Genomic DNA, 23,987 nt, shown 5'->3' with positions numbered 1-23,987 from the left:
TGGCGCGAATTTGCCGTATTGCGCCAATGGCGTTCCAATGTGACGCAGTGCAGACAAGGACCTTTGGGAAGGGGTTAGTTGATGTTCTCTGGAAAGACACCGATGCGCGCTGTGCTATTCGGCGCCGTAGCGTTGGTTATGGCTTCTTTTGCCGTGCCAAGCAGCGATGTTGCCTTCGCGGCAAGTGAGGTGAAGGTCGTCGTCAACAATACGGTGATCACATCAGGCGATGTCGCCAAGCGCATCAACTTCCTGAAATTGCAGCACGCGAAAGGCGACCTCAACAAGCTGGCGCAACAGCAGCTCGTCGATGAGACCCTGAAGCGCTCGGAAATCTCCCGCGTGCGCATGTCGGTATCGACGACGGACGTCGACAACGCATTTGCCCGCTTCGCCGCCAGCAACAAAATGTCGCCGCAGCAGCTTGGACAGATCCTGGACAAGATGGGCGTCACCGTCGACCATTTCAAATCCTATATCGCCATTTCCATGAGCTGGCCGCGCGTCGTCAATGCCCGCTTCGGCTCGAGCGGCGGCCGTATGTCGAATGATGCCCTCGTGACGCGCATGACGGAAAACAAGACAAAGCCGGTCACGACGGAATATTTCCTGAAGCAGATGGTCTTCGTCGTCCCGTCTGCCAAGCGCAACGCAATTCTCGGTAAACGCAAGGCCGAAGCGGAAGCCTCGCGGGCCAAGTTCCCCGGTTGCGACCAGGCGAAAGTCTTTGCCGCGACGATGCACGACGTTTCCGTCCAGGATCTTGGCCGTGTGCTTGCTCCCGATCTTCCTGAAGCCTGGAAGCCGCTGCTGGAGAAGGCAAAGGGCAACACGACAGATGCGATCGTGACCGATCGCGGTGTTGAATATGTTGCCATCTGCTCGCAGCGCCAGGTGAACGACGACATCGCCGCCGCGGCCGTTTTCCGCGCCGAAGATCTCGGCAAGGCGAATGCCCAGGGCGTCAGCGCCAACGACAAGAAGTATATGGATGAACTGCGCTCCAAGGCGCAGATCCTCTATCGCTGATCGTTCCGATGCCCTCCCGCCCTTCCCGCCCCCTTGCCCTTACGCAAGGGGACCCAGCAGGTATCGGACCTGACATTACGCTCGCCGCCTGGCTTCGCCGCGGCGAGCTTGGTTTGTCTCCCTTCCTGTTTCTCGGTGACCCGAACGTTCTTTCGGCGCGAGCGCGCCAGTTGAACCTGACCGTGCCGCTTCAGGAAGCCGACGCATCGACGGCCTCCGGCGTCTTTGCCGATGCCTTGCCGGTGCTGCCGATTGCCGCCGGCATGGATGTGGTTGCAGGCGAAGCGCATGTCGTGACGGCGAAAGCCACGATTGCGGCTATCGAGATGGCGGTCTTGCTCAGCATGAAGGGAGATACCTGCGCGGTCGTGACCAACCCAATCGCCAAGTCAGTCCTTTACGACGCCGGCTTCGGCTTTCCCGGCCATACCGAATTCCTCGCCGATCTTGCGACACGCGCGACAGGCAAGCCGGTAATGCCGGTAATGCTGCTCGCCGGACCGAAGCTGCGGGCGATTCCCGTCACCATCCATATTCCGCTGAAGGATGTGCCGCAGGCGCTGACCTCGGATTTGATTGTCGAGACCTGCCGGATCACCGACCACGACCTCAGGACTCGTTTCGGCATCGCAAAACCGCGGCTGGCCGTTGCCGGCCTCAATCCGCATGCCGGCGAGAACGGTGCGATCGGCAAGGAAGATGAGGCCATCATCCGTCCGGCGATCGACGCGCTACGCAATGAAGGCATCGATGCCTTTGGTCCCCTGCCCGCCGACACGATGTTCCACGACGATGCGCGCCGTCGCTACGATGTCGCCGTCTGCATGTATCACGATCAGGCTTTGATTCCGGCCAAGGCGCTCGGCTTCGACGATTCCGTCAATGTCACACTCGGCCTCCCCTTTGTCCGCACTTCGCCGGACCATGGCACCGCCTTCGGCATCGCCGGCAAGGGTATCGCCAAAGAGGACAGTCTCGTGGCGGCGCTCAAGCTGGCGAGCGAGCTCAGCCGCGCGACGGGAAGCAATCGCTGATGGCCGCACTCGACGGTCTGCCGCCGCTTCGCGACGTAATCCAGCGCCACGGCCTCGACGCGCGCAAGGCGCTCGGCCAAAACTTTCTGCTGGATCTTAATCTGACCCAAAAGGTTGCCCGCACCGCCGGATCGCTGGAGGGCGCCACCGTCTTCGAAGTCGGCCCGGGGCCAGGTGGGCTGACGCGCGCCATCCTCGCGCTCGGCGCCGCCAAGGTCGTCGCCGTGGAGCGCGACTCACGCTGCCTGCCGGCGCTCGCCGAGATCGCCGATCACTATCCCGGCCGGCTCGAGGTCATCGAAGGCGATGCGCTGAAGACGGATTTCGCGGCACTGGCACCAGAGGGACCGGTCAAGATCATCGCCAACCTGCCCTATAATGTTGGCACACAGTTGCTGGTAAACTGGCTGCTGCCCGGCCATTGGCCGCCCTTCTGGCAGTCCCTGACGCTGATGTTCCAGAAAGAGGTCGGCCAGCGGATCGTTGCCGACGAGGATGACGATCATTACGGCCGCCTCGGCGTCCTCTGCGGCTGGCGCACCAATGCGCATATGGCCTTCGATGTGCCACCACAGGCCTTCACGCCGCCGCCGAAGGTGACCTCGACGGTCGTGCATCTGACGCCCAAGGAAAACCCGATCCCCTGCTCCGTCGACAATCTGGAAAAGGTGACGCAGGCCGCCTTTGGTCAGCGGCGTAAGATGCTGCGCCAAAGTCTGAAATCGCTTGGCGGCGAAGCACTGTTGCGGAAAGCCGACATCGACCCTCAGCGACGCGCCGAAACGCTCTCCGTCGAAGAGTTCTGCCGGTTGGCAAACTCGCTTTGATCGCGATTACAGCTTCGGCGTTTCTTCCAGCAGACCACGAACGAAGTCGAACATGCCGTGGCGGCGATCGCGACGCAGGCGTTCGGCCTTGACGATCGACTGAACCGCGTCGAAAGCGGCGTTCAGATCATCGTTGATGATGACATAGTCATACTCGCGCCAATGGGCGATCTCGGCTCTGGAATTGGCAAGCCGCGTGGCAATCACCTCTTCGGAATCTTCGGCGCGGCGGTGCAGGCGCGATTGCAGCTCCGTCATGGTGGGCGGCAGCACGAAGATCGATACGACGTCGGCCGGCATCTTCTCCTGCAGTTGCTGCGCCCCCTGCCAGTCGATATCGAAGAGCATATCGCGGCCCTCGGCCATCGCCGTCTCTACCGGCTCGCGCGGCGTGCCGTAGAAATTGCCGTGTACCTCCGCCCATTCGAGCAGAGAGTCGGAATCGCGCAGCCGCTCAAATTCCCGCAACGAGACAAAATGATAATGCACGCCGGCAATCTCGCTCGGCCGCCGTTGCCGCGTCGTAACGCTGACGGAAAGACCGATCTGCTTATCGGTCTCCAGCAAGGTGCGCGCTATTGTCGATTTGCCCGCACCGGATGGCGAGGAAATGGCAAGCATCAGCCCCCGGCGCGCAATCGGAATGGATGTGGATATCGCCGGCTTCATGGCTTACTCCAAATTCTGGACCTGTTCGCGGAACTGGTCGATGACCACTTTCAACTCGATGCCGGCGGCGGTGACCGCTGCGGCATTCGACTTCGAACAGATAGTATTTGATTCCCGGTTAAATTCCTGTGCAAGGAAATCGAGTTTGCGTCCGACCGGTCCACCCTTGGCGATAAGGTCGCGAGCTGCCACCACATGCGCCTTCAGCCGGTCGATCTCCTCGCGCAGATCCGCTCTGGTGGCGATGAGAGCGGCCTCGGCATGCAGCCGGTCACGATCCAGGCCGGAGGTTCCGTCCAGAAGCATGGCAATCTGCGTCGCAAGCCTCGCGGCAATCTCCTGCGGCGAGCGGGACGGATCGCTCTCAACCGTTGTCGTCGGCGTCGCGTGCGGCAAGCGCATCGTCGCTCTCTTCAGCTTCCTTGAACTCTACGATGCCGCGGATTGCGAGCAGCGTGTCCAGCCGCAGCGGCGCAGGATCGATGACGCCTGAGAGCTGACCGCGTAAGGCCAGCACTGTCGCCAGCGCGTCCTGATTGACGACCGCCTCGACGCGGCTTTCATCGACGGACAATGAAAGACCGACCTGCAGGTTGCCGCGCGCAAACCTGTCGGTGATGAGCTTGCGTATATCGGTTTCCAGCCGCTCCAGCCCCTGCGGCAGGCGCAGGCGGAAATCGAGACCCTTGCCATTGACCGATCGCAATTCCCATGCCCAACGAGAGCGCCCACTCGTTCCCTCACGCCGGGCGAAACCGGTCATGGACTGCAATACCATGCAAGCCTCCGATAATTCTCGTCCACAATCGCTCAACAATCATGGACCAATGCAAGGTGAGACTACGCCGTCCGTTCGATCGAAAGCACAGCGCAGCAGAGATCAGTTCGTCTTCTTTTTTTGCTGTGTGCCGGAAGGGGCCGTACCGGCTGCGGCACCGCTATCGTCCGGCTGACCGTCAACGGCGATCGCGCTGGGATCCTCGCCCTTTTCGGCGACGAGCTTGCGCCAGCGCTTGACGTTGGCATTGTGATCTTCCAGCGTCGCGGCGAAGACGTGGCCGCCCGAGCCATCCGCAACGAAATAGAGGTCCTGCGTCTTCCAGGGGTTGGCAACGGCATCGAGCGCGTCCTTGCCCGGATTGGCGATCGGCGTCGGCGGCAGGCCCTTGATCATGTAGGTATTGTAAGCCGTTTCTTTTTTGAGATCCGACTGGAAGATCGGGCGATCGGCCGGCTTGCCGTCGCCACCGAAGAGCCCATAGATCACCGTCGGGTCGGATTGCAGACGCATGCCCTTGCCGAGACGGTTGAGGAAGACCGACGCCACATGAGCGCGCTCATCCGCAAGCCCGGTTTCCTTTTCAACGATCGACGCCAGAGTGACCAGATCCTGTTTATTGGTCAGCGGCATCGACGGATCGCGCTTGTCCCATATCTGGTCGACGAGCTTTTCCTGCGCTGCCTTCATCTGATCGATGATTTCCGTACGCTTGGCGCCACGCGTGAATTTATAGGTATTGGGCTCCAGGCTACCCTCCGGTGGCAGCGCCGATGGCAGTTCGCCTTCCAGCACCGGATCGGCCTGCAGCTTGTTGAAGATCTGCCGCACGGTCAGGCCTTCCGGCAAGGTAACCGAATAGAGGATCGATTTGCCGGATTTCAACAGCTCCATGATGTCCTTCATGGAGGCGCCGGCCTTGATCTCATATTCGCCGGACCGCAGCGTCTCGCCATTGTGCAGATAGGTGGCCGTCAGATAGCGGAAGATGCGGGCATCGGAGATGATGTTGTTGGCTTCGAGCCGGCCCGAAATCTCGGCAAGTCCCCAGCCGTTGCGCACGATGAAATTGGTGTTGGTCGCCAGCGGTCCGGGGCTCTGGTAGGCGGAGATGGCGTAATAGGTGCCGACGATCGCGAGAACGATCACGAAGACGACCAGCGTCATCAGAAAGTTCAGGAAAATCACCATCTGGCTGCGGGCTTTGCGGGAGCGCTTCGGCGGATCCGGAACACGCTCCGGACGCAGAGCTTCGTTGGCCGATTTCGGGATAATCGGCCCCTTCTGCCCGTTCGGAGTTCCGCTGTTCTGGTTCGTATCGCTCACCGGCAATCCCTTCATTTGTCATTGCCTGCTCTTTGACCAAGCAATGCGGCAAAAAACAGGTTCAGAAGATAAAGCGGAGCCTGGTGAAGATCCGCTTTCGACCGATCAGACATTGCTGCGGCGCATCCATGGGACACGCAAGAAACACAGCAACATTCAAGGATCGCGCATAGTTTTGCCGAAAAACGCTACCGCTTTCCGGAGTTATGCGCTGTTATTATGCCTCATAGCGACGCAGGACAAGTGATGCGTTCGTACCGCCGAATCCGAAGGAGTTCGACAGCGCGACATTGATGTCCCGCTTACGGGCCTTATGCGGCACGAGATCGATGGCCGTCTCCCGCTCCGGATTGTCGAGGTTCAGCGTCGGCGGCGCGATATTGTCGCGAATGGCAAGCGTCGAGAAGATCGCCTCGATCGCACCGGCCGCGCCCAGGAGATGGCCGGTCGCCGACTTCGTCGACGACATCGAAATCTTGGAAGCAGCATTGCCGACCAGCCGCTCGACAGCGCCGAGCTCGATCGTATCAGCCATGGTCGAGGTGCCATGGGCATTGATGTAGTCCACATCAGCCGGCGTCAAGCCGGCACGCTTCAGGGCCGACGTCATGCAGCGGAACGCGCCCTCGCCATCCTCGGACGGGGCAGTAATGTGATGGGCGTCGCCGGAAAGGCCGTAGCCGACCACCTCGGCGTAAATCTTCGCGCCGCGTGCCTTGGCATGTTCCAGCTCTTCGAGAACAACGATGCCGGCGCCCTCGCCCATGACGAAGCCGTCACGGTCACGATCGTAAGGACGCGAAGCCTTCTGCGGATTGTCGTTATAATCGGTCGACAGAGCCTTGCAGGCGGCAAAGCCGGCGAGCGAGATGCGGCAAACCGGAGCTTCGGCGCCGCCGGCGACCATGACGTCGGCATCGCCGAGCATGATCAGACGGGCCGCATCGCCGATCGCATGCGCGCCGGTGGAGCAAGCCGTGACGACGGCATGGTTCGGGCCGCGCAGCTTGTGGCGGATCGAGACCTGGCCGGAAACGAGATTGATGAGACGGCCCGGAATGAAGAAGGGCGAGATGCGGCGCGGACCCTTGTCGCGCAGCGTATATCCTGCCTCGACAATGCCCTCCAGGCCGCCGATGCCGGAGCCGATCATGACGCCAGTTGCGATCTGGTCTTCGTCGGAGGTCGGATGCCAGCCAGCATCGTTCAGCGCCATATCGGCCGCTGCCATGCCGTAGATGATGAAAGGATCGACCTTTCGCTGTTCCTTCGGCTCCATCCAGTCGTCGGCATTGAAAGTGCCGTCGCTGCCATCACCGACCGGAACGCGGCAAGCAATCTTTGCGGCGAGATCTTCGACCTCGAATTCCGTGACAAGACGCGCGCCGTTGCGCCCGGCAATCAAACGCGACCAGGACACCTCGGTGCCGCAGCCCAAAGGTGATACCATGCCGGTACCCGTGATAACGACACGTCTCATCGCCCGCAGACCCCCGTCTTTTTATTATGCCATGCGTATGAATATGATCCGTCCGACCTCGCCGGACGAAATAGGGCGGACTCAGAGAGCCCGCCCGTGACAAAGCGCAAAAGATTAGGCCTGGGCCTTTTCAATGAACTTTACCGCATCGCCGACCGTCAGGATCGAGTCGGCAGCGTCATCAGGAATTTCAACGCCGAATTCTTCTTCGAAGGCCATGACCAGTTCGACGGTGTCGAGCGAGTCCGCGCCCAGGTCGTCGATGAAGCTTGCGCTTTCAACAACCTTGTCGGCGTCGACGCCAAGATGATCAATAACAATTTTCTTTACGCGTTCTGCGATATCGCTCATGTCGGTTTCCTCGACCTTATTTATGTCCTGATCAGAATGCCGTGTGACATCCCTACCCTGTTCAAGCCTGCAGCACCTGCATGGCGCCGCTGGCAAACCCGTTCAACCCGGCCTTCACATCCGGTCCCGGCCGCCGTACACGCGGCCCGGTCCATCTGCATTTTCGGGACGACTGATCACAGTCATGGCCCGCTTAACACGGTTTAAGTCTGTCGCAAAGCCAGAAAATCGCCGCTTCCAGGTTGCTCAACATGCTATTGGAGGGGAAAGCTCCCCCCAACAGACTTTTCCTTTTTCAGATCATTGCCATGCCACCGTTGACGTGGATCGTCTGACCGGTGACGTAGCTGGCTTCGGAGGAAGCGAGATAGGCGACAGCGGATGCGACTTCTGCACCGCTACCCATGCGCTTCATGGGAATGGCGCCCATGATCGCCTCTTTCTGCTTGTCGTTCAGCTTGCCGGTCATGGCGCTCTCGATGAAACCGGGAGCGACGCAATTGACCGTGACGTTGCGCGTTGCGATCTCCTGTGCCAGCGACTTGGTGAAGCCGATCATGCCGGCTTTGGAGGCGCAGTAGTTGGCTTGGCCGGGATTGCCGGTGACGCCGACTACGGAGGTGATGTTGATGATGCGGCCATAGCGGCGGCGCATCATCGGATGCGTCAGCTCGCGCGTCAGGCGGAAGACGGCCGTCAGGTTCACTTCCAGTACGGCGTCCCAGTCCTCGTCGCTCATGCGCACGAACAGGCCGTCCTTGGTGATGCCGGCATTGTTGACGAGGATGTCGACGCCACCGAGTTCGTCTTCAGCCTTGGCGCCGAGCGCCTTTACCTCGTCGCGATCGGAAAGGTTGGCCGGAAAGATCTTGACGCGGTCGCCAAGTTCGGCAGCCAGTGCCTCGAGCTTCTCGACGCGCGTGCCGTGCAGGCCGACGATAGCGCCCTGCTTATGCAGCAGCCTTGCGATTTCTTCGCCGATACCACCGGAAGAACCGGTTACAAGGGCCTTGCGGCCGGTCAAATCGAGCATGTGGTGTCCCTCGTTCGTTAATTTATGTATCAGCCAAGCAGGCCTGCGAGAGCTGCGTCGATGTCGGCCGCCGTGTTGACGGCGATGCCGTTCACCGATTTGTCGATGCGCCGGGCAAGACCCGTCAGCACCTTGCCAGCGCCGATTTCATACAATGTTGTCACATTGTTGGCGGCGAACCATTCCACCGTCTCGCGCCAGCGCACTTGCCCCGTAACCTGCGCAACCAGCAGATCGGCGATCTCGCCGGCGCCCTGCACCGGAGCGGCGCGGACATTGGCTACGACCGGCACGATGGGATCGGATTTTGCCACTTCCGCCAAAGCGGCGCGCATCGCCTCGGCGGCGGGCGCCATCAGCGACGAATGGAAGGGTGCGGATACCGGCAGCAGAATGGCGCGCTTGGCGCCCTTTTCAGCCGCAAGCTCGGCAGCCTTTTCGACCGGAGCCTTCTCACCGGAGATAACGATCTGACCGCCGCCATTGTCATTGGCGATCTGACAGGCGCCGATGGCCGAAGCCTCCGTGCAAACCGCGACGACGTCGGCATGTTCCAGGCCGATGATCGCCGCCATGGCGCCGACGCCGACCGGAACCGCCGCCTGCATGGCATTGCCGCGGATGCGTAGCAGCCGCGCCGTATCGGCGAGCGAAAAGGTGCCGGCGGCACAAAGCGCCGAATATTCGCCAAGCGAATGACCGGCAACATAAGCAACCTTGCTCTTCAGATCGAGGCCGCGCGCCTGCAGAACGCGCATGACAGCGATCGACACAGCCATCAGCGCGGGCTGCGCATTTGCCGTCAGCGTCAGCCTATCATCCGGGCCATTGAAGATGATGTCGGAAAGCTTTTCACCGAGCGCTTCATCGACTTCCTCGAAGACGGCGCGCGCTTCGGCGAAATTATCAGCAAGATCCTTGCCCATGCCGACGGTCTGGCTACCCTGGCCGGGAAATGTGAAAGCAACAGTCATTATATCGGGCTTCCTTAGGGGTCGTTTCGCTTCCCAATGACATTGTTTGCGGTGGAGTCAATAGCGCAGCCCCTGCAGTCACTGCCTTTTGCGTTTGCGAGGAGTTTCTATTTTCTTCTTGCGCTTGCTCATTTCCCACCTAGATTTACGCGATCCTTCCCCAGACCTTTTCCGCAAGCATCAAGGTTTTCCCATGAACTATAAGAATTTAGGCCGCACCGATATTTCGGTTTCGCAGATTTGCCTGGGCACGATGACCTGGGGCACACAGAACAGCGAGGCAGAGGCACACGAGCAGATGGACTATGCCCTTCACAAGGGCGTCAATTTCTTCGACACGGCTGAGATGTATCCGACGACCCCGGTCGGCGCGGAGACCCAAGGCCGCACCGAGGAATATATCGGCACCTGGTTCGAAAAGACTGGCAAGCGCAGGGATATCGTGCTTGCCACCAAGGTCGCCGGCCCCGGCCGCGACTATCTGCGCGGCGGCCAGGGTGCCGATGCCGCCAATATCCGCGCGGCCATCGACGACAGCCTGAAGCGGCTGAAAACCGATTATATCGATCTCTATCAGGTGCATTGGCCGAACCGCGGCCATTTCCACTTCCGCCAGAACTGGCGCTACAACCCCTTCACCCAGGATCGCGAAAAGGTTGTCGCTAACATCACCGAGATCCTGGAAACGATGGGCGAATTGGTGAAGGCCGGCAAGATCCGTGCCATCGGCCTCTCCAACGAGACGACCTGGGGCATCCAGAAATATCTGACGATCGCAGAGCAGAAGGGCCTGCCGCGCGTTGCCACCACGCAGAACGAATACAATCTGCTTTACCGCCACTTCGACCTCGATCTCGCCGAGTTGTCGCACCATGAGGATGTCGGCCTGCTCGCCTATTCGCCGCTCGCCGGCGGCATTCTCAGCGGCAAATATGTCGGCGGCGCACGCCCGGCCGGTTCGCGCGGCTCGATCAATACCGACATCGGCGGCCGTCTGCAGCCGCTGCAGGAGCCGCCGGTCAAGGCCTATCTGGAGATCGCCGCCAAATATCATCTCGATCCGGCCAAACTGGCGCTTGCCTACTGCCTGACGAAGCCCTTCATGACCTCCGTCATCATCGGCGCGACCTCGATGGCCCAGCTCGAAACCGACATCGCCTCGGCCTATATCACGCTGCCGGACGAAGCGATTGCCGAGATCGAAAAGGTACACCGGCAGTATCCGATGCCGATGTGATCAGTGGAAGCGCCTTGCCGCGGTGGCTAGGCGCAACCTGGCAATCGGCACAATGGCGGCCAAACAAGCCGCGAAAATATGACCTCTGATGTAATTGAGGCGCGTCATACCCACGCGTAATTTTGGGACATCTCCACAAGAGATAGGCACCGAACCGGTGCCGCTAAGAGACCATACCTCAAGCGCCGGCGGCTTCGCTCCGGCAGCTCCGGTCTCTTCGTGCCCCAAGCAAATACGTCAGGAGACATACTATGAATAAGATGATTTTCACGAAGCGCGAAACACCGGACTGGCTGTTGGCCTTCTGGAGGGAAATTGACGACAAGACCTTCGGCTCCGGCTTCGACTGCTTCGCAGAAGACGCCACCGCCAATTTGGGTATTGCCGAATGGAAGGGCCGCGAGATTATCCGCGAAAGTCTGCGCGCTTTCATCGACACCGGATTTACCGCCCTTCATGATGTGACCGAATATTGGGACGGCGGGTTCCTCAAGGTCTTCCGCGGCTTCGTCACGATGACCCCGGACGATCCGAACCATCCTGTCGTCAGGCCCGTCATGACGCACTTCTTCTACATGGACGAGGCTGATCACACTAAGGTGCGCCACTGGTTCGGTTCCGTCGGGCCGGTGCAATTCTGATCTTGCCGAACCAGGCATAAGATGCCACAGGCATAGCCCACAAAGAGGCCCTCCATGACGAACAGCAACACAGCGATATCGGTCTCGAAACAGCTTGGCCCGTTGCTGCGCCACTGGCGGGAGGTGCGCGGCAAGAGCCAGCTCGACCTTTCGATGGAGACGGGCGTTTCGCAGCGTCACATCAGCTTCGTTGAAAGCGGCCGCAGCGTTCCCAGCCGCCAGAGGCTGCTGACCGTTGCCGAGGCGCTCGATGTGCCATTCCGTGAACGCAACACGCTGCTGCTCGCCGCAGGCTACGCGCCGATCTATTCGGACGATTCCTGGGACGCACCGGAAATGCAACCCGTCGCGGATGCTCTGCGGCGGATGTTGCGTCAGCATGAACCTTTCCCCGCGGTTGTCATGGACCGCTATTGGAACGTTCTGCTGTCCAATACCGCCGTGCCCCGCTTCTTCAATTGCTTCGTCGATATGGCGGCGCACAAATCGCCACGCAACCTGCTGCATCTGATGTTCGATCCTGTCGGGATGCGCCCCTTCATTCGCGACTGGCCGGAGACATCGAGAAGCTTGCTGGCGCGCGTCCATCGGGAGTCCATCGGTCGGGTGGTCGACGATAAGACCCGGGAGCTGCTGAAAGCGCTGCTTGCCTATCCGGATGTCGATGTCGACTGGAAAGCACTCACCGCGCCCAGCAGCACACCCGTCATTCCTCTGGTCTTTGTGAAGGACGGCAAGAACCTTGGCTTCTTCTCACTGATAACGACAGTCGGCACTCCGATGACCATCGCATCGCAGGAACTGAGGCTCGAATGCATGTTCCCGACGGATCAGCAAACCGAACGGCTTTACGCCGAAATGATGGAGGATGCGCCGATGCCGATATTTCCTGCGGATCATTATTAGAATTGCCCAGGATAGTGTCGCTTTCCACCCGTTGCGAAGATTGAAGATCGAGCGCACAGCGCGGCAACACCATCGCAGACAACGCCCCTGTTGCAGGGGCTTGCGCCTACATGCTGTCGCGCGAGGACGTTCCGCGATAGGATGCGCCTGTCCATTCTCCGCCTCCGGTGAGGCAGGCCATGCAACCAAAGGAGAGACCGATGCCAGAGCCCCTTGTCGTCCGCCAAGAAAAGCGCATCCCGGCGCCACCAGCCGCGGTATTCGCCCTCCTGACCGATCCGGAGAAGATATTGCGCTGGATGGGAACGGAGGCACAGGTCGAGCCTCAGCCCGAGGGGCTCTATCTCGTCAACGTCACCGGCGCTCGCTTCGCTCGCGGTTCCTTTCGCGAGGTGGTACCGGTACACCGCCTGGCCTACAGTTTCGGCTGGGATGGCAGCGAGGTGGTGCCGCCGGGATCGAGCCTGGTCGAAATCGACCTGATCGAGCAGCCGGACGGAACGCTGCTACGCCTGACCCACACCGGCCTGCCCAATGCCGAACAATGCGCCGGCCATGCTGAAGGCTGGGCTCACTATCTCGGACGGCTGGCCGAAGCTGCGGCCGGGCGTGACCCGGGTCCGGATCCCATGGCTGGCAGGAAATGACCGTTTTCCGTTCCCGAACTCACTAGTCTCGAGCGGCAGTCCCGTGGACTTGCGTCACACGCAGGAGCACCGCCGCAACGGCGGATGACAGCCTGCGGCTGCCGTGGCATGATCGACAGATGGATCTGCCCACCCCTCTTGCCTGGCTGGTTGATGAGGCCGATGCCTCTCCCGGCCCTGAACGGTTTCTGGCCGAGCTCGGCGGCCGGCTGTTGGCTGACGGGCTGCCGCTTGCCGGAGGAGCCCTGACGCTCGCCGTGCCGCATCCGATCATCGCCCGGCGCATCTGGCTATGGCGGGCGGAAACCGGGGCTGTGATCGAGGCTCTCGGTTTCGCCGGCGGCCCATCCAGCCAAGCCGGACACGAGTGGCTGGCCGGGCTTGGCCCCGTGCATGAAGATACGGTCGGTACGGCTGCGGATAGTCCGGTGCTCGGCTGGGCCGGGCTCCGGCCATTCGATCCTGCCGAGGCCGACCGTCTGCGGCAGGCCGCACGCTTCGCGGCTGCGCCCTTGAGCGCCCTCGCCGCGCGGGCGGCGCTGGCAGCGCTGCTCGAGGCCTATCTCGGCCGGCGCAGTGCGGCGCGGGTACAGGCCGGCGCACTGCAGCGCGGCACCGGCGAAACCATCCGGGCCGCTTTGCTCTGCGCCGATCTGCGCGATTTCACCGCTTTGTCCGAGGCGACGGAACCAGCGGCGATGATTGCTTCTCTCGACGCCTGGTTCGACCGCGTTGCAGGAGCGGTGCACGCCTTCGGAGGCGAGGTGCTGAAATTCATCGGCGACGGCGCGCTGGCAATTTTCCCGGTCACCGGCACGCCAGGCGATGCCTGCGAGGCGGCGCTGCGCGCAGTCGTCGCCGCTCGCGCCGGCATGGCTCATCTCGATGCCGTGCGGCAAGCGCAAGGGCTGCCGCCGCTGCCCTTTGGTGCCGCATTGCATTTCGGCGAGATGCTCTGGGGCAATATCGGCGCGGCCGACCGGCTGGATTTCACCGCCATAGGCCCGGCGGTAAACCTGGTGAGCCGGCTCGAAGGCCTGTGCAAGCCTCTTGGCCGCAGTGTACTCGTCTCGGGCGCGGTTGCGGCAGAGACGAAAACCGACTTGATCCCCTTGGGCGAATATTCCTTGCGGGGCATCGCCGACCCCTGTGCCGTCTTCACCTTGCCGGACGATTGAAGCCGCCTACCTCGGCCTGGGCAAGGGCGTCCGCTGTCGGACGGCGCAATTTCGCCCCTTGCCTTTCCCGCAAAAATCCGTATAAGCCGCCCTGTTCGCAACCCGGTCTTCTGGCTGGTGGCTGAACGGAGGGCCGGTTTTCTTCGCTGAAAATCGTTCGGAACGGAAGTGTTCCAGCCTCCCGTGTCTCCGCTCTCGACCGTCTCGGAAACGCTTTTCTTGCTTGGGGTCTTCCCTCTCAGGAGCAGTCGTTGAGGCTTAGCCGCCGAATATCGGGTTCAGACCAACGCAAGAAAGGCAAAGCTATCATGGCTCTTTACGAACATGTATTCCTTGCCCGGCAGGATATTTCCGCTCAGCAGGTCGACGCCCTCGTAGAACAGTACAAGGGTGTTATCGAAGCTAACGGCGGTAAAGTCGGGCGTATCGAAAACTGGGGCCTCAAGTCCCTCACCTACCGCATCAAGAAGAACCGCAAGGCTCACTACGCCCTGATGGACATCGATGCACCGGCCGCTGCGATCCAGGAAATGGAACGCCAGATGCGCATCAGCGAAGACGTCCTGCGCTACATGACGATCGCTGTCGAGAAGCACGAAGAAGGCCCGTCGGCCATGATGCAGAAGCGCGACCGTGACGACCGTCCGCGCCGCGATGGCGACCGTCCGGAGCGCAGCTTCGGCGATCGTGGTCCGCGCCCGGATCGTGGTGACCGCGAAGACCGTCCGCGCCGTCCGCGCGAAGACCGCGTTTAAGGAGATTTGAGAATGTCTGAAGTTTCCTCCGCACCGGTCCGTCGTCCGTTCCATCGCCGCCGCAAGACCTGCCCGTTCTCGGGCGCCAATGCGCCGCGCATCGACTACAAGGACGTCCGTCTCCTGCAGCGCTACATTTCCGAGCGTGGCAAGATCGTTCCGTCCCGCATCACGGCCGTTTCCCAGAAGAAGCAGCGCGAACTCGCCCAGGCGATCAAGCGCGCCCGTTTCCTCGGCCTGCTGCCCTACGTCGTCGCTTAATCGCGCCGGCGCTGCACGAATGAATTGAGGGAAGGCAGCTATGCCTTCCCTTCTCCCTTTCGCGATGGGCGCGGATCGGAACTTAAAAACCCATGTTGGGGACGGCTTTCAGACCGGAGTGTCGGAAGCATCCTCTAACTGCTCGATGCGAAGCAGGACAGCGACGTGAAACAAATGAACCCGAAAGTGCTGGCCATCGGCGCCCTCGCCGGTCTTACCGCCGTCCTACTTGTGTATGGCGCGACGACTCAGCCGTTGCTGTTCATTCTCTTCGGCGCTCTTTCCGCGCTCCCGATCCTGATTGTCGGTCTTGGCTGGGGTAACGCGGCCGTCATCACCGCCGTTGTGGTGGCGAGTGTCATCGGCGCCATCTGGCAGTCGGTATATTTCGGCATATTTACGCTCGTCATGACGCTGATACCGGCCTGGCTCAGCCATCTCGCCAATTTGGCGCGTCCGGCTTCCGAACTCGGCGGCCCAGACCACCTGATGGCTTGGTATCCGCTCTCCGACATCATGCTGCATCTCTGCGGCCTCACGGCGGCGACCGTCGTCATCGTCGGCGCGATCATGGGCTACAATGCCGATCTGGTCGGCCAGGTTGTCGACGCCTATGTCGGCGCGGTGAACCAACAGTCCCCCGATCTTCAGCTCGATCCGATTGCGATCGCAAAGATGAAGTCGCTGATGCTTTACACGATCCCGATCGCGTGGGGCATGATCTGGGTCATGATGCTACTTGCCGCCTATTATGTGGCGATCCGCATCGTTGCAGCTTCAAAGCATAATCTGCGCCCGCGGGAGGATATACCCTCATCATTGCGCATGAATCGCAACGCGATCTTTGTCTTTCTCGTAGCGATCGTCGCGATATTCTTCGGCGGCGTGATTGGCCTGATCGCCGCCGCCATCCTCGGTGCTTTCGGTGCTGGCTTCCTCATTTCCGGCTTCGCATCATTGCATTTTCGCACGCGCGGCAAGGACTGGCGCATACCCGTGCTCTTCCTCTGCTATCTGGCGTCATTCCTGCTGACGCTACCGCTCTTCATCATCCTTGTTCTCGGCCTCTACGATACTCGCAAGGCGATATCGCTGACCCCGAACAAGAATGCCGATACATCCAAACCAACAAACACGAAAATCTGACATCAGAAAGGAACAACAAAATGGAAGTCATTCTCCTCGAGCGCATCTCCAAGCTCGGCCAGATGGGCGAAGTGGTCAAGGTTCGCGACGGCTTTGCCCGTAACTACCTGTTGCCGCTCGGCAAGGCGCTGCGCGCCAACCCCGCCAACAAGGCTCGCTTCGAAGCCGAACGCGCAACCCTGGAAGCCCGCAACTTGGAGCGCCGCAGCGAAGCCCAGAAGGTTGCCGACGTTCTCGGCGGCAAGTCCTTCATCGTAGTTCGCTCGGCTGGTGAAACCGGCCAGCTGTACGGTTCGGTCGCCGCTCGTGACGTCGTTGAAATCCTGGCCGCCGAAGGCTTCAACATCGGTCGCAACCAGGTTCACCTGAACACGCCGATCAAGGCTATCGGTCTGCACAATGTTGCCATCGCGCTTCACGCCGAAGTCGAAATCACCGTCGAGTTCAACGTTGCCCGTTCCGCTGAAGAAGCCGAGCGTCAGGCCAAGGGCGAAACCCTCACCTCCGCTGATGCCATCTACGGCGTCGACGAAGATGCCCTGCGTCCGGAAGACTTCTTCGATCCGGAAGCTGACGGCAACGCCGAAGACGAAGCTTGATTCAAGCCGTCGCATCGACTGCGAACATGAGAAAGCCTGGGTCTCGCGACCCAGGCTTTTTATTTGACCACAAGGCTTAGCGACGCATCTGCCGTCTCAATTCGCCGCAGTATCCTGCAACGGTGCCGAATCCTTGTCGACGGAGACGACCACCGACATGCCGGGCGCAAGATCTTGCGCTTCCTGCTGATTTTCGTCGATCTTGACCCGTACGCCGACGCGCTGCGCCACTTTGGTGAAATTGCCCGTGGCATTGTCGGGTCTGATGACGGCGAATTCCGAGCCCGCCGCCGGCGAGAAGCGCTGGATATGACCCTTGAGCTCGCGGTGACCGAGCGCGTCGACGGAGATCGTCACGGGCTGGCCGACCTTCATGCCGTCGAGCTGCGTTTCCTTGAAATTGGCGATGACCCAAACGTCCTTGGGGACCAGACCCATGAGCTGGGTTCCGGGCGTCACATATTGGCCAAGGCGGACCCCGACTTCGCCGATACGGCCATCGCGCGGCGCGGTGATCGTTGCATTTTCCAGATCGATATCGGCAAGCTGCACGGCCGCTTCCGCGCCGCTGACGCCGGCCTCCAGCGAGGCCCGGTTGACGATGATCGTCGTCAGGTTTTGCTGCGATACGTCGAGGCCGGCCTTCGCCTGATTAACCGCAGCCTTTGCCTGTTCCAACGTCGCCTGCGCCTGCTCGGAATCGCTGGTGGTCGACACGCCCTTGGCGACCAGGGTCGCCACACGATCCCAGGCAAGCTGGGCGCGCTTCAGCGCAGCGTTGGCGCTGTCGATCTGCGCTTCGCTAGAGGCGATGCCGGCACGGGCCGCCTGTTCCTGCTGTCGCGAATTGGCAAGTGCTGCCTTTTGACCGTCCAGCGTCGCCCGCGCCTGCGCCACCTTCTGCTGATAGATGCGATCGTCGATCTTGGTCAGCACGTCGCCTTGCTTAACGAGCTTATAGTCCCTGACCGGCACGTCGGTAATGTAGCCGCTGACCTGCGGGCTGATGGTCGTGACATAGCCTCTGACATAGGCATCGTCCGTCGTCTCGACGGAACTTTGGAAAGGCGGCAGGTGCCAGGCATAAAGCACGAGCATGACACCGCCGACACCTGAGAGGACGGCGATAACTTCGATGGGGGAGCGAACGAGCTTCGACATGGAGCTATTTCATATCCTCACGGGTTGGAAGCCATGGTCTGCGGCCGATCGTCGACGAGCCGCGCCTTGATGAAACGGTAGAATACATGCAGCGAAAGTCCAGCAAGCGACACGACCGCGATGACACCGGCAACGAAGAAGGCATCGCTATAGGCGAGCGTATTGGCCTCGCGGGTGACCTGTGCGCCAAGTAGCGCCAACCCCTCGCCCTTCAAAAGCGCGCTGTCGCCAATCACCCTGCCGTAAGATGAAGAGAGCTGGCCGACACGGTGAGCAACATCGGGGTTGGTCAACAGCACATGTTCGGTCAGGACGGCGGAATGGAATTTTTCGCGGATGGTGATCAGCGTGCCGTAAAAGGCAGAGCCGATCAGGCCGCCGATGCTTTGGGTGAAGGTGAAAACCACGAAGAACGTCACCAGATAGGGTGCGCCCTTCGAAAAGGCGGCCTTGAACCCCTGGGACATGGAAGGCGGCAGGAAAAGAGCGGCGCCGGCCGCCACCAGCGCCTGGCTGAGATACATCTGTTCCGGCCGGGTCAGCGTGGTGACCTGCGAATCCATGAAGGAACCCGCCCCCATCATGACGAGGGCGACAAACTGGATCTGCCAACTCAGGCCATAGCTCATCAGTACCGTGCAGATGAGGCCGCCGATGACCGAAAAAGCCAAGATGATCCAATAGAGCATCGCAAGCTGATCGTAGAGCAGGCCGACGGCATTCTGATAGAAGGTCATGATGACCGAGGTCTGTTCGGCGGCGATCATGCGGAAGACCAGGAGAATGCCGGTCAGGTGCAATATCTCCGGACAGAGTAGCCAGCGGACATCGATCAGAGGCGTTGGCCGACGCAATTCGATGACGATGGCGAGCGTCAATGTGGCGATGCTGACGGACAGCAACACGCCGAGCCAAGGCACTTCCAGCCACCAATAAAGCCGCCCGACGGAAAGAACGATGGCCAGTGAGCCAAAGGCGACCGCAACCAGCAGATAACTGATGATGTCCCCAAAGACGATCACTTTCATCCGCGGCGGCGGCGTCAGCGGCAGCAGATAGATGATCGGCATCACCAGCAGCGCCAGTGCCATTTCCAGCGTGTAGAGCCCGCGCCATTCGCCGTAATCGAGGAGCGACGGCGAGACGAGACGAGTGATGGGTGCTGCCAGAAGCGTATTCGTCATCGCCAGGCTGACGCCGATCGTCAGCTTCTTGGCCGGTTCGAAAGCCTCCAGCATATAGAGAAAGCCGAGCGTCGAGAGCGGCGCGCCGGCAATGCCGCTCAGAAAGCGGACGACGATGGCCGAATGCAGGTCGGAGACGAAGAGATTGAGCAGCGAGGCGACGACGAAGCCGAGAATGCTGACCTCGGCGAAATTGCGCACGCCGTATTGCAGACGGATCTTCACCAACGCGATGGCGAGGCTGACATTCGGCGCCATATAGGCCGCCGACAACCACGCGGATTCGGTGGTCGTGGCGGCAATGGTCCCTTGGATCTGCGTGAGATTGGCGAAGGCGAGATTGAGACCGAGGCCCTGCGTCAGGAAGAACATGACGGAAGCGCCGATATAAAGCGGCACCTTCCAGCGCGGCACGGGCGGTGGGGCAGCAGGCGCGGCGGTGTTGGCTTCCGCATTGATCGGGCCTGGGTCACCGCTCATACACTACCTCATGACTTACCCACATTCTGCAGATTGGCGGTCATGGCGCGGATGACCTTGAGGGCCATGCCGACATCATCGTCCGAAATCCCCTGAAGGATATCCGCACGTACGCTGGTGGCAAGAGCTTCAACTTCGGCCGCCACCACTTTTCCGGATTCGGTCATGAATATCTGCTTGGCGCGGCGGTCCGACTGCACCGCACGGCGCTCGATGAAGCTCTGCGCCTCCATGGCGTCGAGGATACGCACCAAGGTTGGAGTCTCAAGCTCCAGCTCATCGGCGAGTTCGCGCTGATTGATGCCATCGCGCTTGGAAAGCTTATGGAAAACCCGGGCGCGGGCCAATGTCATCCCGTGCTCGCGCACCAGGCTGTCGAACGCCGCCCTCAGCTTTCGATTGAAAGCAGAAAGCTCGTCGAATAGTTCTCGGCGTGATGGCGCACCAGACATTATTGCTACTTTATACTATTAGTATCCTACCCTATTTCAACGAAATAGCGGGGTTCTCACAGCTTTTCAAGCACGATTGCCGCCTGCCGGATGTCAGCCGGGACAGATCGGGCTAAAATCACCCATGGACGTTTTTGTATGTGATTCGCGTGTCGGACATTGCGTTGCAAAGCGGCGACAACGGGTTTTTTTAGTGCGGAGCGTTTGTCCCTGTGGATGAGTGGAACAACGTGAATAGCTCGGACGAACCAGCGCCCCGCGACATGTCACTACCCTTCCGCAATTGACCGTGACGCCGGATCGTCGCAAACCAGTCGGCACTCAAGAATACGAAGAGACGGAAAATGAACGAAGCCGCGCGCAAGATCGCCGCCATTGCTCCTGCCGAACCGCATTACCGCGAAGCGCCCAACAATATCGAGGCGGAACAGGCGCTGCTCGGCGCGATCCTCGTCAACAATGACGCCTATTACCGTGTCTCCGACTTCCTGAAACCCATTCATCTCTACGAGCCGCTGCACCGGAAGATCTTCGAGGTGGCGGGCGACATCATTCGCATGGGCAAGACCGCCAATCCGGTGACGATCAAGACCTTCCTTCCGGCCGAAGAGAAGGTCGGCGACATGACGGTGGCGCAATATCTCGCCCGTCTCGCGACCGAAGCCGTCTCGATCATCAATGCCGAGGACTATGGCCGCGCCATCTACGATCTGGCGCTGCGCCGCGCGCTGATCACTATCGGCGAGGATATGGTCAACATCGCCTTTGACGCCCCGCTCGATATGCCGCCGCAGACGCAGATCGAGGATACGGAGCGCCGGCTGTTCGAACTTGCGGAAAACGGCCGCTACGACGGCGGCTTCCAGGCCTTCAACGATGCCGTTGCGCTGGCGATCGACATGGCGGCCGTCGCCAAGGAGCGCGACGGGGGTCTATCCGGCATTTCCACCGGCATTCACTCGCTCGACAGCAAGATGGGCGGCCTGCAGCGTTCGGACTTGATCATCCTCGCCGGTCGTCCCGGCATGGGCAAGACCTCGCTCGCCACCAATATCGCCTATAATATCGCCGCCGCCTATGAAGGCGAAGTGCAGTCGGATGGCTCCACCAAGGCGAAGAACGGCGGCGTCGTCGGCTTTTATTCGCTGGAAATGTCGTCCGAACAGCTCGCCACCCGTATCATTTCCGAGCAGACGGAAGTCTCCTCATCGAAGATCCGTCGCGGCGACATCAACGATGCCGATTTCGAAAAGCTGGTTGCCTGCTCGATGATGATGCAGAAGGTGCCGCTCTATATCGACCAGACCGGCGGCATCTCCATTGCTCAGCTTTCCGCGCGTGCACGGCGCCTGAAGCGCCAGCGCGGCCTCGACGTTCTGGTGGTGGACTACGTTCAGCTCATGACCGGCTCCGGCAAATCGAACGAGAACCGCGTCCAGGAAATCACCCAGATCACCACCGGCCTGAAGGCGCTCGGCAAGGAGCTGAACGTTCCGATCATCGCGCTCTCCCAGCTCTCGCGTGCCGTCGAAAGCCGTGACGACAAGCGTCCGCAGCTCTCGGACCTGCGCGAATCCGGCTCGATCGAGCAGGACGCCGACGTGGTGCTCTTCGTGTTCCGTGAGGAATATTACGTCAAGAACTCCGAACCGCGCGATCCGGCCGATCCGAAATACGCGGAATGGGAAGCCCTGTTCGACAAGGTGAAAGGCACGGCCGACGTCATCATCGCCAAGCAGCGTCACGGGCCGACCGGCACTGTGAAACTCGCCTTCCAGTCGGAATTCACGCGTTTCGCCGACCTCGCGGACTCGTCCTTCCTGCAATATGAGGAGCACTGATGAAGGCTGCCTGCGGCGCATATGTGCACTGCAGCACTTTCTCTTTCCATCGATGATCACTATTCTGGCCGGAGCAGCATCCCTCCGGCCCTTTTTTAGGCGGCTCCATGACAGATAATTTCGAAGACATTGACGCTTTCGCCTCCGCCGGCCTTCGGCTGACGGTCGATTTGGGCGCCCTCGTCGAGAACTGGCGTGACATGGCCCGCCGTTCCGGCAGGGCCCGCACCGGTGCCGCGGTGAAGGCCGACGCTTATGGTCTGGGGATCGAAGATGTCGGCGAGGCACTTTATCTCGCCGGCGCCCGTGATTTCTTCGTCGCCACCGCCGAGGAAGGCGCCACACTCCGGCTCTATGCCCCGGATGCCCGGATTTTCGTGCTCAGCGGTATCTGGCCGGGGACAGAGCGGCAGTTTTTCGAAAACGATCTTGTGCCCGTCATTGCTTCCGAAGAGCAATTGACCTTCTGGATGTCGGTGCTGGCCGACCATGGCGATCACCCTTGCGCGCTGCAGGTCGATACCGGCTTCAACCGGCTGGGACTGCAGGCAGAGGATGCGATCGCGCTCGCCAACGACGTCTCTCGCCCGGCCAGTTTTGCGCCTGTTCTGGTGATGAGCCACCTCGCCTGCGGCGACGACCCGGCACACGCGATGAACAGGCAGCAGCTCGAAGCGTTCCGCAAGGTCAGCACCGCCTTCGAAGGCATCGAGGCGAGCCTCGCCAATTCCGCCGGTATCTTCCTCGGCTCCGAATATCATTTCGACCTTACCCGTCCCGGCATTGCCATCTATGGCGGCCAGGCGGTCGGCAATATGGCCAATCCGATGCGACCGGTCGCCACGGCAGAGGCGAGAATCATCCAGACCCGCTCCGCCAAGGCCGGCGAGACCGTCAGCTACGGCGGGGCGTTGAAGCTGACGCGCGACAGCCGCCTCGCCATTGTTTCGGCCGGCTATGCAGATGGTTACATGCGCAGCCAGTCGAACAACGGCGTGCCGCTGCGCCAGACCGGAATTGCCGGCGGCCAGGGCTTCATCGCCGGCTACAAGGTGCCTGTTGCCGGTCGCATCACCATGGATCTGACAATCTTCGACGTGACCGACGTCCCCGAAAAACTGGTCCGCGCCGGTGACTATATGGAGCTCTTCGGCAAGAATATCCCCGTTGACGACGCTGCCCGCGCGGCCGGGACGATCAGCTACGAGATGCTGACCGGCCTGGGATTGCGACATGAGCGGCGCTACATCTTTGACGAGGCCGACGAGTAGGAGCGCATCACCACCGCCTAACGCGCGCTGACCGCCAAGCGGACCCCCAGCGCTACAAACAATGTTCCAAGCCCCCGGTCCAGCCACAGGCCCGCGTTTCGATTGCGCCGTAGTGCCTCGGCAAGACGACCTCCAAGAAGAATGAGGGGCGGTTCGATGAAGGCGGCGACTACTATGATGAGGCTGCCGTGGAGCAAGAGCTGCGCCCAGACCGGGCCTGCCCCTTCAACGACGAACTGCGGCAGGAAAGCGAGAAAGAAGATGGCCACCTTCGGATTGAGCAGCGACACCAGGATGCCTTGCCGATAGATGCGGCTCCAGGGCAATGCCCTTCCGGCCTCCTTGATCCAGGCGCCTTCGCCCTTCGAGCGCAGCGCCTGTATCCCAAGCCAGATGAGATAGGCCGCGCCGGCCCATTTTACCGCCGAAAACGCGATGGCCGAGGCCGCCAATATCGCCGATAGCCCGGCTGCGGCCATCAGAACATGGACGCAGGCGCCGCTCCATATGCCGAACAGCGCGGCAAAGCCGGAACGTATGCCGCTTCTGATCGTGTGACCGAGAATGAAGGCAATATCCGGCCCCGGCGACAGATTAAGCAGGACGGCGGCCGAAAGAAACGCGACCCAATGTGCAAGCGTATAGTCGAACATCCGTCACCATCGATCGAAAACCCAGCATAAAGGCTGACACAATCGCCGTTGATGCGGAAATCATTAGTTTTGAT

The 23,987-nt window shown here is 60.8% G+C and carries 24 protein-coding genes and 1 pseudogene; 14 read left to right on the top strand and 11 right to left on the bottom strand.

Annotation, left to right across the window (positions count from 1 at the left end):
- Positions 1–138 precede the first annotated feature (138 nt).
- From QA648_RS04225 to rsmA, 3 genes are read left to right on the top strand one after another with little or no spacing between them, the layout of a single operon-like run.
- Positions 139–1,029: a peptidylprolyl isomerase gene (locus QA648_RS04225; RefSeq protein ID WP_245463971.1), complete on the top strand. Its 891-nt coding sequence runs from the start codon at positions 139–141 to the stop codon at positions 1,027–1,029.
- Between the two features lie 8 nt (positions 1,030–1,037).
- Positions 1,038–2,063 carry a 4-hydroxythreonine-4-phosphate dehydrogenase PdxA gene (pdxA, locus tag QA648_RS04220; RefSeq protein WP_283049845.1) on the top strand — a complete coding sequence of 342 codons (1,026 nt, stop codon included), beginning with the start codon at positions 1,038–1,040 and terminating at the stop codon, positions 2,061–2,063.
- Positions 2,063–2,890 (top strand): 16S rRNA (adenine(1518)-N(6)/adenine(1519)-N(6))-dimethyltransferase RsmA, encoded by an 828-nt coding sequence (rsmA, locus tag QA648_RS04215; RefSeq protein ID WP_283049844.1) that lies wholly within the window; start codon positions 2,063–2,065, stop codon positions 2,888–2,890. Before pdxA ends, rsmA begins: the two co-directional genes overlap by 1 nt.
- A gap of 6 nt (positions 2,891–2,896) precedes the next feature.
- On the opposite strand, the gene gmk is transcribed toward rsmA, so the two are convergent.
- From gmk to fabD, 7 genes and pseudogenes are all read right to left on the bottom strand, one after another.
- A complete protein-coding gene (gene gmk, locus QA648_RS04210) occupies positions 2,897–3,559 on the bottom strand; it encodes a guanylate kinase (protein ID WP_104822563.1) in 663 nt (220 codons plus the stop codon).
- Positions 3,560–3,562: 3 nt separating this feature from the next.
- A pseudogene (locus QA648_RS04205) lies at positions 3,563–4,337 on the bottom strand (DUF1732 domain-containing protein).
- Between the two features lie 102 nt (positions 4,338–4,439).
- A complete protein-coding gene (gene mltG, locus QA648_RS04200; RefSeq protein ID WP_283049840.1) occupies positions 4,440–5,678 on the bottom strand; it encodes an endolytic transglycosylase MltG in 1,239 nt (412 codons plus the stop codon).
- 202 nt (positions 5,679–5,880) lie between these two features.
- Complete coding sequence (gene fabF, locus QA648_RS04195; protein WP_283049838.1) at positions 5,881–7,143, bottom strand: beta-ketoacyl-ACP synthase II; 1,263 nt, start codon at positions 7,141–7,143, stop codon at positions 5,881–5,883.
- 114 nt (positions 7,144–7,257) lie between these two features.
- On the bottom strand, positions 7,258–7,494 hold the full coding sequence (locus tag QA648_RS04190) for an acyl carrier protein (RefSeq protein WP_003547058.1): 237 nt from the start codon (positions 7,492–7,494) through the stop codon (positions 7,258–7,260).
- A 295-nt stretch (positions 7,495–7,789) separates the two neighbouring features.
- The gene (gene fabG / locus QA648_RS04185; RefSeq protein WP_283049836.1) at positions 7,790–8,527 is read right to left on the bottom strand and encodes a 3-oxoacyl-[acyl-carrier-protein] reductase; all 738 of its coding nucleotides are present in this window, start codon (positions 8,525–8,527) and stop codon (positions 7,790–7,792) included.
- A 29-nt stretch (positions 8,528–8,556) separates the two neighbouring features.
- Positions 8,557–9,501, bottom strand: coding sequence for an ACP S-malonyltransferase (fabD, locus tag QA648_RS04180; RefSeq protein WP_283049834.1), 945 nt, complete (start codon positions 9,499–9,501; stop codon positions 8,557–8,559).
- 193 nt (positions 9,502–9,694) lie between these two features.
- Here fabD and QA648_RS04175 point away from each other — a divergent pair, with 193 nt between their 5' ends.
- The 9 genes from QA648_RS04175 to rplI all read left to right on the top strand — a co-directional run bounded on the left by QA648_RS04175 (position 9,695) and on the right by rplI (position 16,871).
- Positions 9,695–10,738 (top strand): aldo/keto reductase, encoded by a 1,044-nt coding sequence (locus QA648_RS04175; RefSeq protein WP_283049832.1) that lies wholly within the window; start codon positions 9,695–9,697, stop codon positions 10,736–10,738.
- 251 nt (positions 10,739–10,989) lie between these two features.
- Complete coding sequence (locus tag QA648_RS04170) at positions 10,990–11,379, top strand: hypothetical protein (protein ID WP_104822557.1); 390 nt, start codon at positions 10,990–10,992, stop codon at positions 11,377–11,379.
- Between the two features lie 54 nt (positions 11,380–11,433).
- Positions 11,434–12,285, top strand: coding sequence for a helix-turn-helix transcriptional regulator (locus tag QA648_RS04165; protein WP_283049830.1), 852 nt, complete (start codon positions 11,434–11,436; stop codon positions 12,283–12,285).
- Positions 12,286–12,485: 200 nt separating this feature from the next.
- Positions 12,486–12,932, top strand: a complete 447-nt coding sequence (locus QA648_RS04160) for an SRPBCC domain-containing protein (RefSeq protein ID WP_283049809.1) — start codon at positions 12,486–12,488, stop codon at positions 12,930–12,932.
- A 119-nt stretch (positions 12,933–13,051) separates the two neighbouring features.
- Positions 13,052–14,110 (top strand): adenylate/guanylate cyclase domain-containing protein, encoded by a 1,059-nt coding sequence (locus tag QA648_RS04155; RefSeq protein WP_104822554.1) that lies wholly within the window; start codon positions 13,052–13,054, stop codon positions 14,108–14,110.
- A 308-nt stretch (positions 14,111–14,418) separates the two neighbouring features.
- The gene (gene rpsF / locus QA648_RS04150; protein WP_028753379.1) at positions 14,419–14,865 is read left to right on the top strand and encodes a 30S ribosomal protein S6; all 447 of its coding nucleotides are present in this window, start codon (positions 14,419–14,421) and stop codon (positions 14,863–14,865) included.
- A 12-nt stretch (positions 14,866–14,877) separates the two neighbouring features.
- A complete protein-coding gene (gene rpsR / locus QA648_RS04145; protein WP_004122103.1) occupies positions 14,878–15,126 on the top strand; it encodes a 30S ribosomal protein S18 in 249 nt (82 codons plus the stop codon).
- 165 nt (positions 15,127–15,291) lie between these two features.
- Positions 15,292–16,272: a DUF2232 domain-containing protein gene (locus tag QA648_RS04140; protein ID WP_283049787.1), complete on the top strand. Its 981-nt coding sequence runs from the start codon at positions 15,292–15,294 to the stop codon at positions 16,270–16,272.
- Between the two features lie 20 nt (positions 16,273–16,292).
- On the top strand, positions 16,293–16,871 hold the full coding sequence (gene rplI / locus QA648_RS04135; RefSeq protein ID WP_104822552.1) for a 50S ribosomal protein L9: 579 nt from the start codon (positions 16,293–16,295) through the stop codon (positions 16,869–16,871).
- A gap of 96 nt (positions 16,872–16,967) precedes the next feature.
- Here rplI and QA648_RS04130 read toward each other — a convergent pair whose 3' ends face one another.
- From QA648_RS04130 to QA648_RS04120, 3 genes are read right to left on the bottom strand one after another with little or no spacing between them, the layout of a single operon-like run.
- Positions 16,968–18,032: an HlyD family secretion protein gene (locus tag QA648_RS04130; RefSeq protein WP_104822551.1), complete on the bottom strand. Its 1,065-nt coding sequence runs from the start codon at positions 18,030–18,032 to the stop codon at positions 16,968–16,970.
- Positions 18,033–18,049: 17 nt separating this feature from the next.
- Entirely contained in the window at positions 18,050–19,696 is a 1,647-nt protein-coding gene (locus tag QA648_RS04125; RefSeq protein WP_283049785.1) for an MFS transporter, read from the bottom strand.
- A gap of 8 nt (positions 19,697–19,704) precedes the next feature.
- Entirely contained in the window at positions 19,705–20,148 is a 444-nt protein-coding gene (locus tag QA648_RS04120; RefSeq protein ID WP_104822549.1) for a MarR family transcriptional regulator, read from the bottom strand.
- A 344-nt stretch (positions 20,149–20,492) separates the two neighbouring features.
- Here QA648_RS04120 and QA648_RS04115 point away from each other — a divergent pair, with 344 nt between their 5' ends.
- Positions 20,493–21,989, top strand: a complete 1,497-nt coding sequence (locus tag QA648_RS04115; RefSeq protein WP_283049783.1) for a replicative DNA helicase — start codon at positions 20,493–20,495, stop codon at positions 21,987–21,989.
- Positions 21,990–22,096: 107 nt separating this feature from the next.
- Positions 22,097–23,260, top strand: a complete 1,164-nt coding sequence (alr, locus tag QA648_RS04110) for an alanine racemase (protein ID WP_283049782.1) — start codon at positions 22,097–22,099, stop codon at positions 23,258–23,260.
- Positions 23,261–23,277: 17 nt separating this feature from the next.
- On the opposite strand, the gene QA648_RS04105 is transcribed toward alr, so the two are convergent.
- On the bottom strand, positions 23,278–23,913 hold the full coding sequence (locus QA648_RS04105) for a LysE family translocator (protein WP_283049780.1): 636 nt from the start codon (positions 23,911–23,913) through the stop codon (positions 23,278–23,280).
- Between the last annotated feature and the right edge of the window lie 74 nt (positions 23,914–23,987).

Source organism: Rhizobium sp. CB3171 (assembly GCF_029714265.1).
In the GTDB taxonomy this organism is placed as follows: Bacteria; Pseudomonadota; Alphaproteobacteria; order Rhizobiales; family Rhizobiaceae; genus Rhizobium.
Note: the sequence above shows the minus strand (reverse complement) of the source record. Positions and strands in the feature narration are given on the sequence as shown.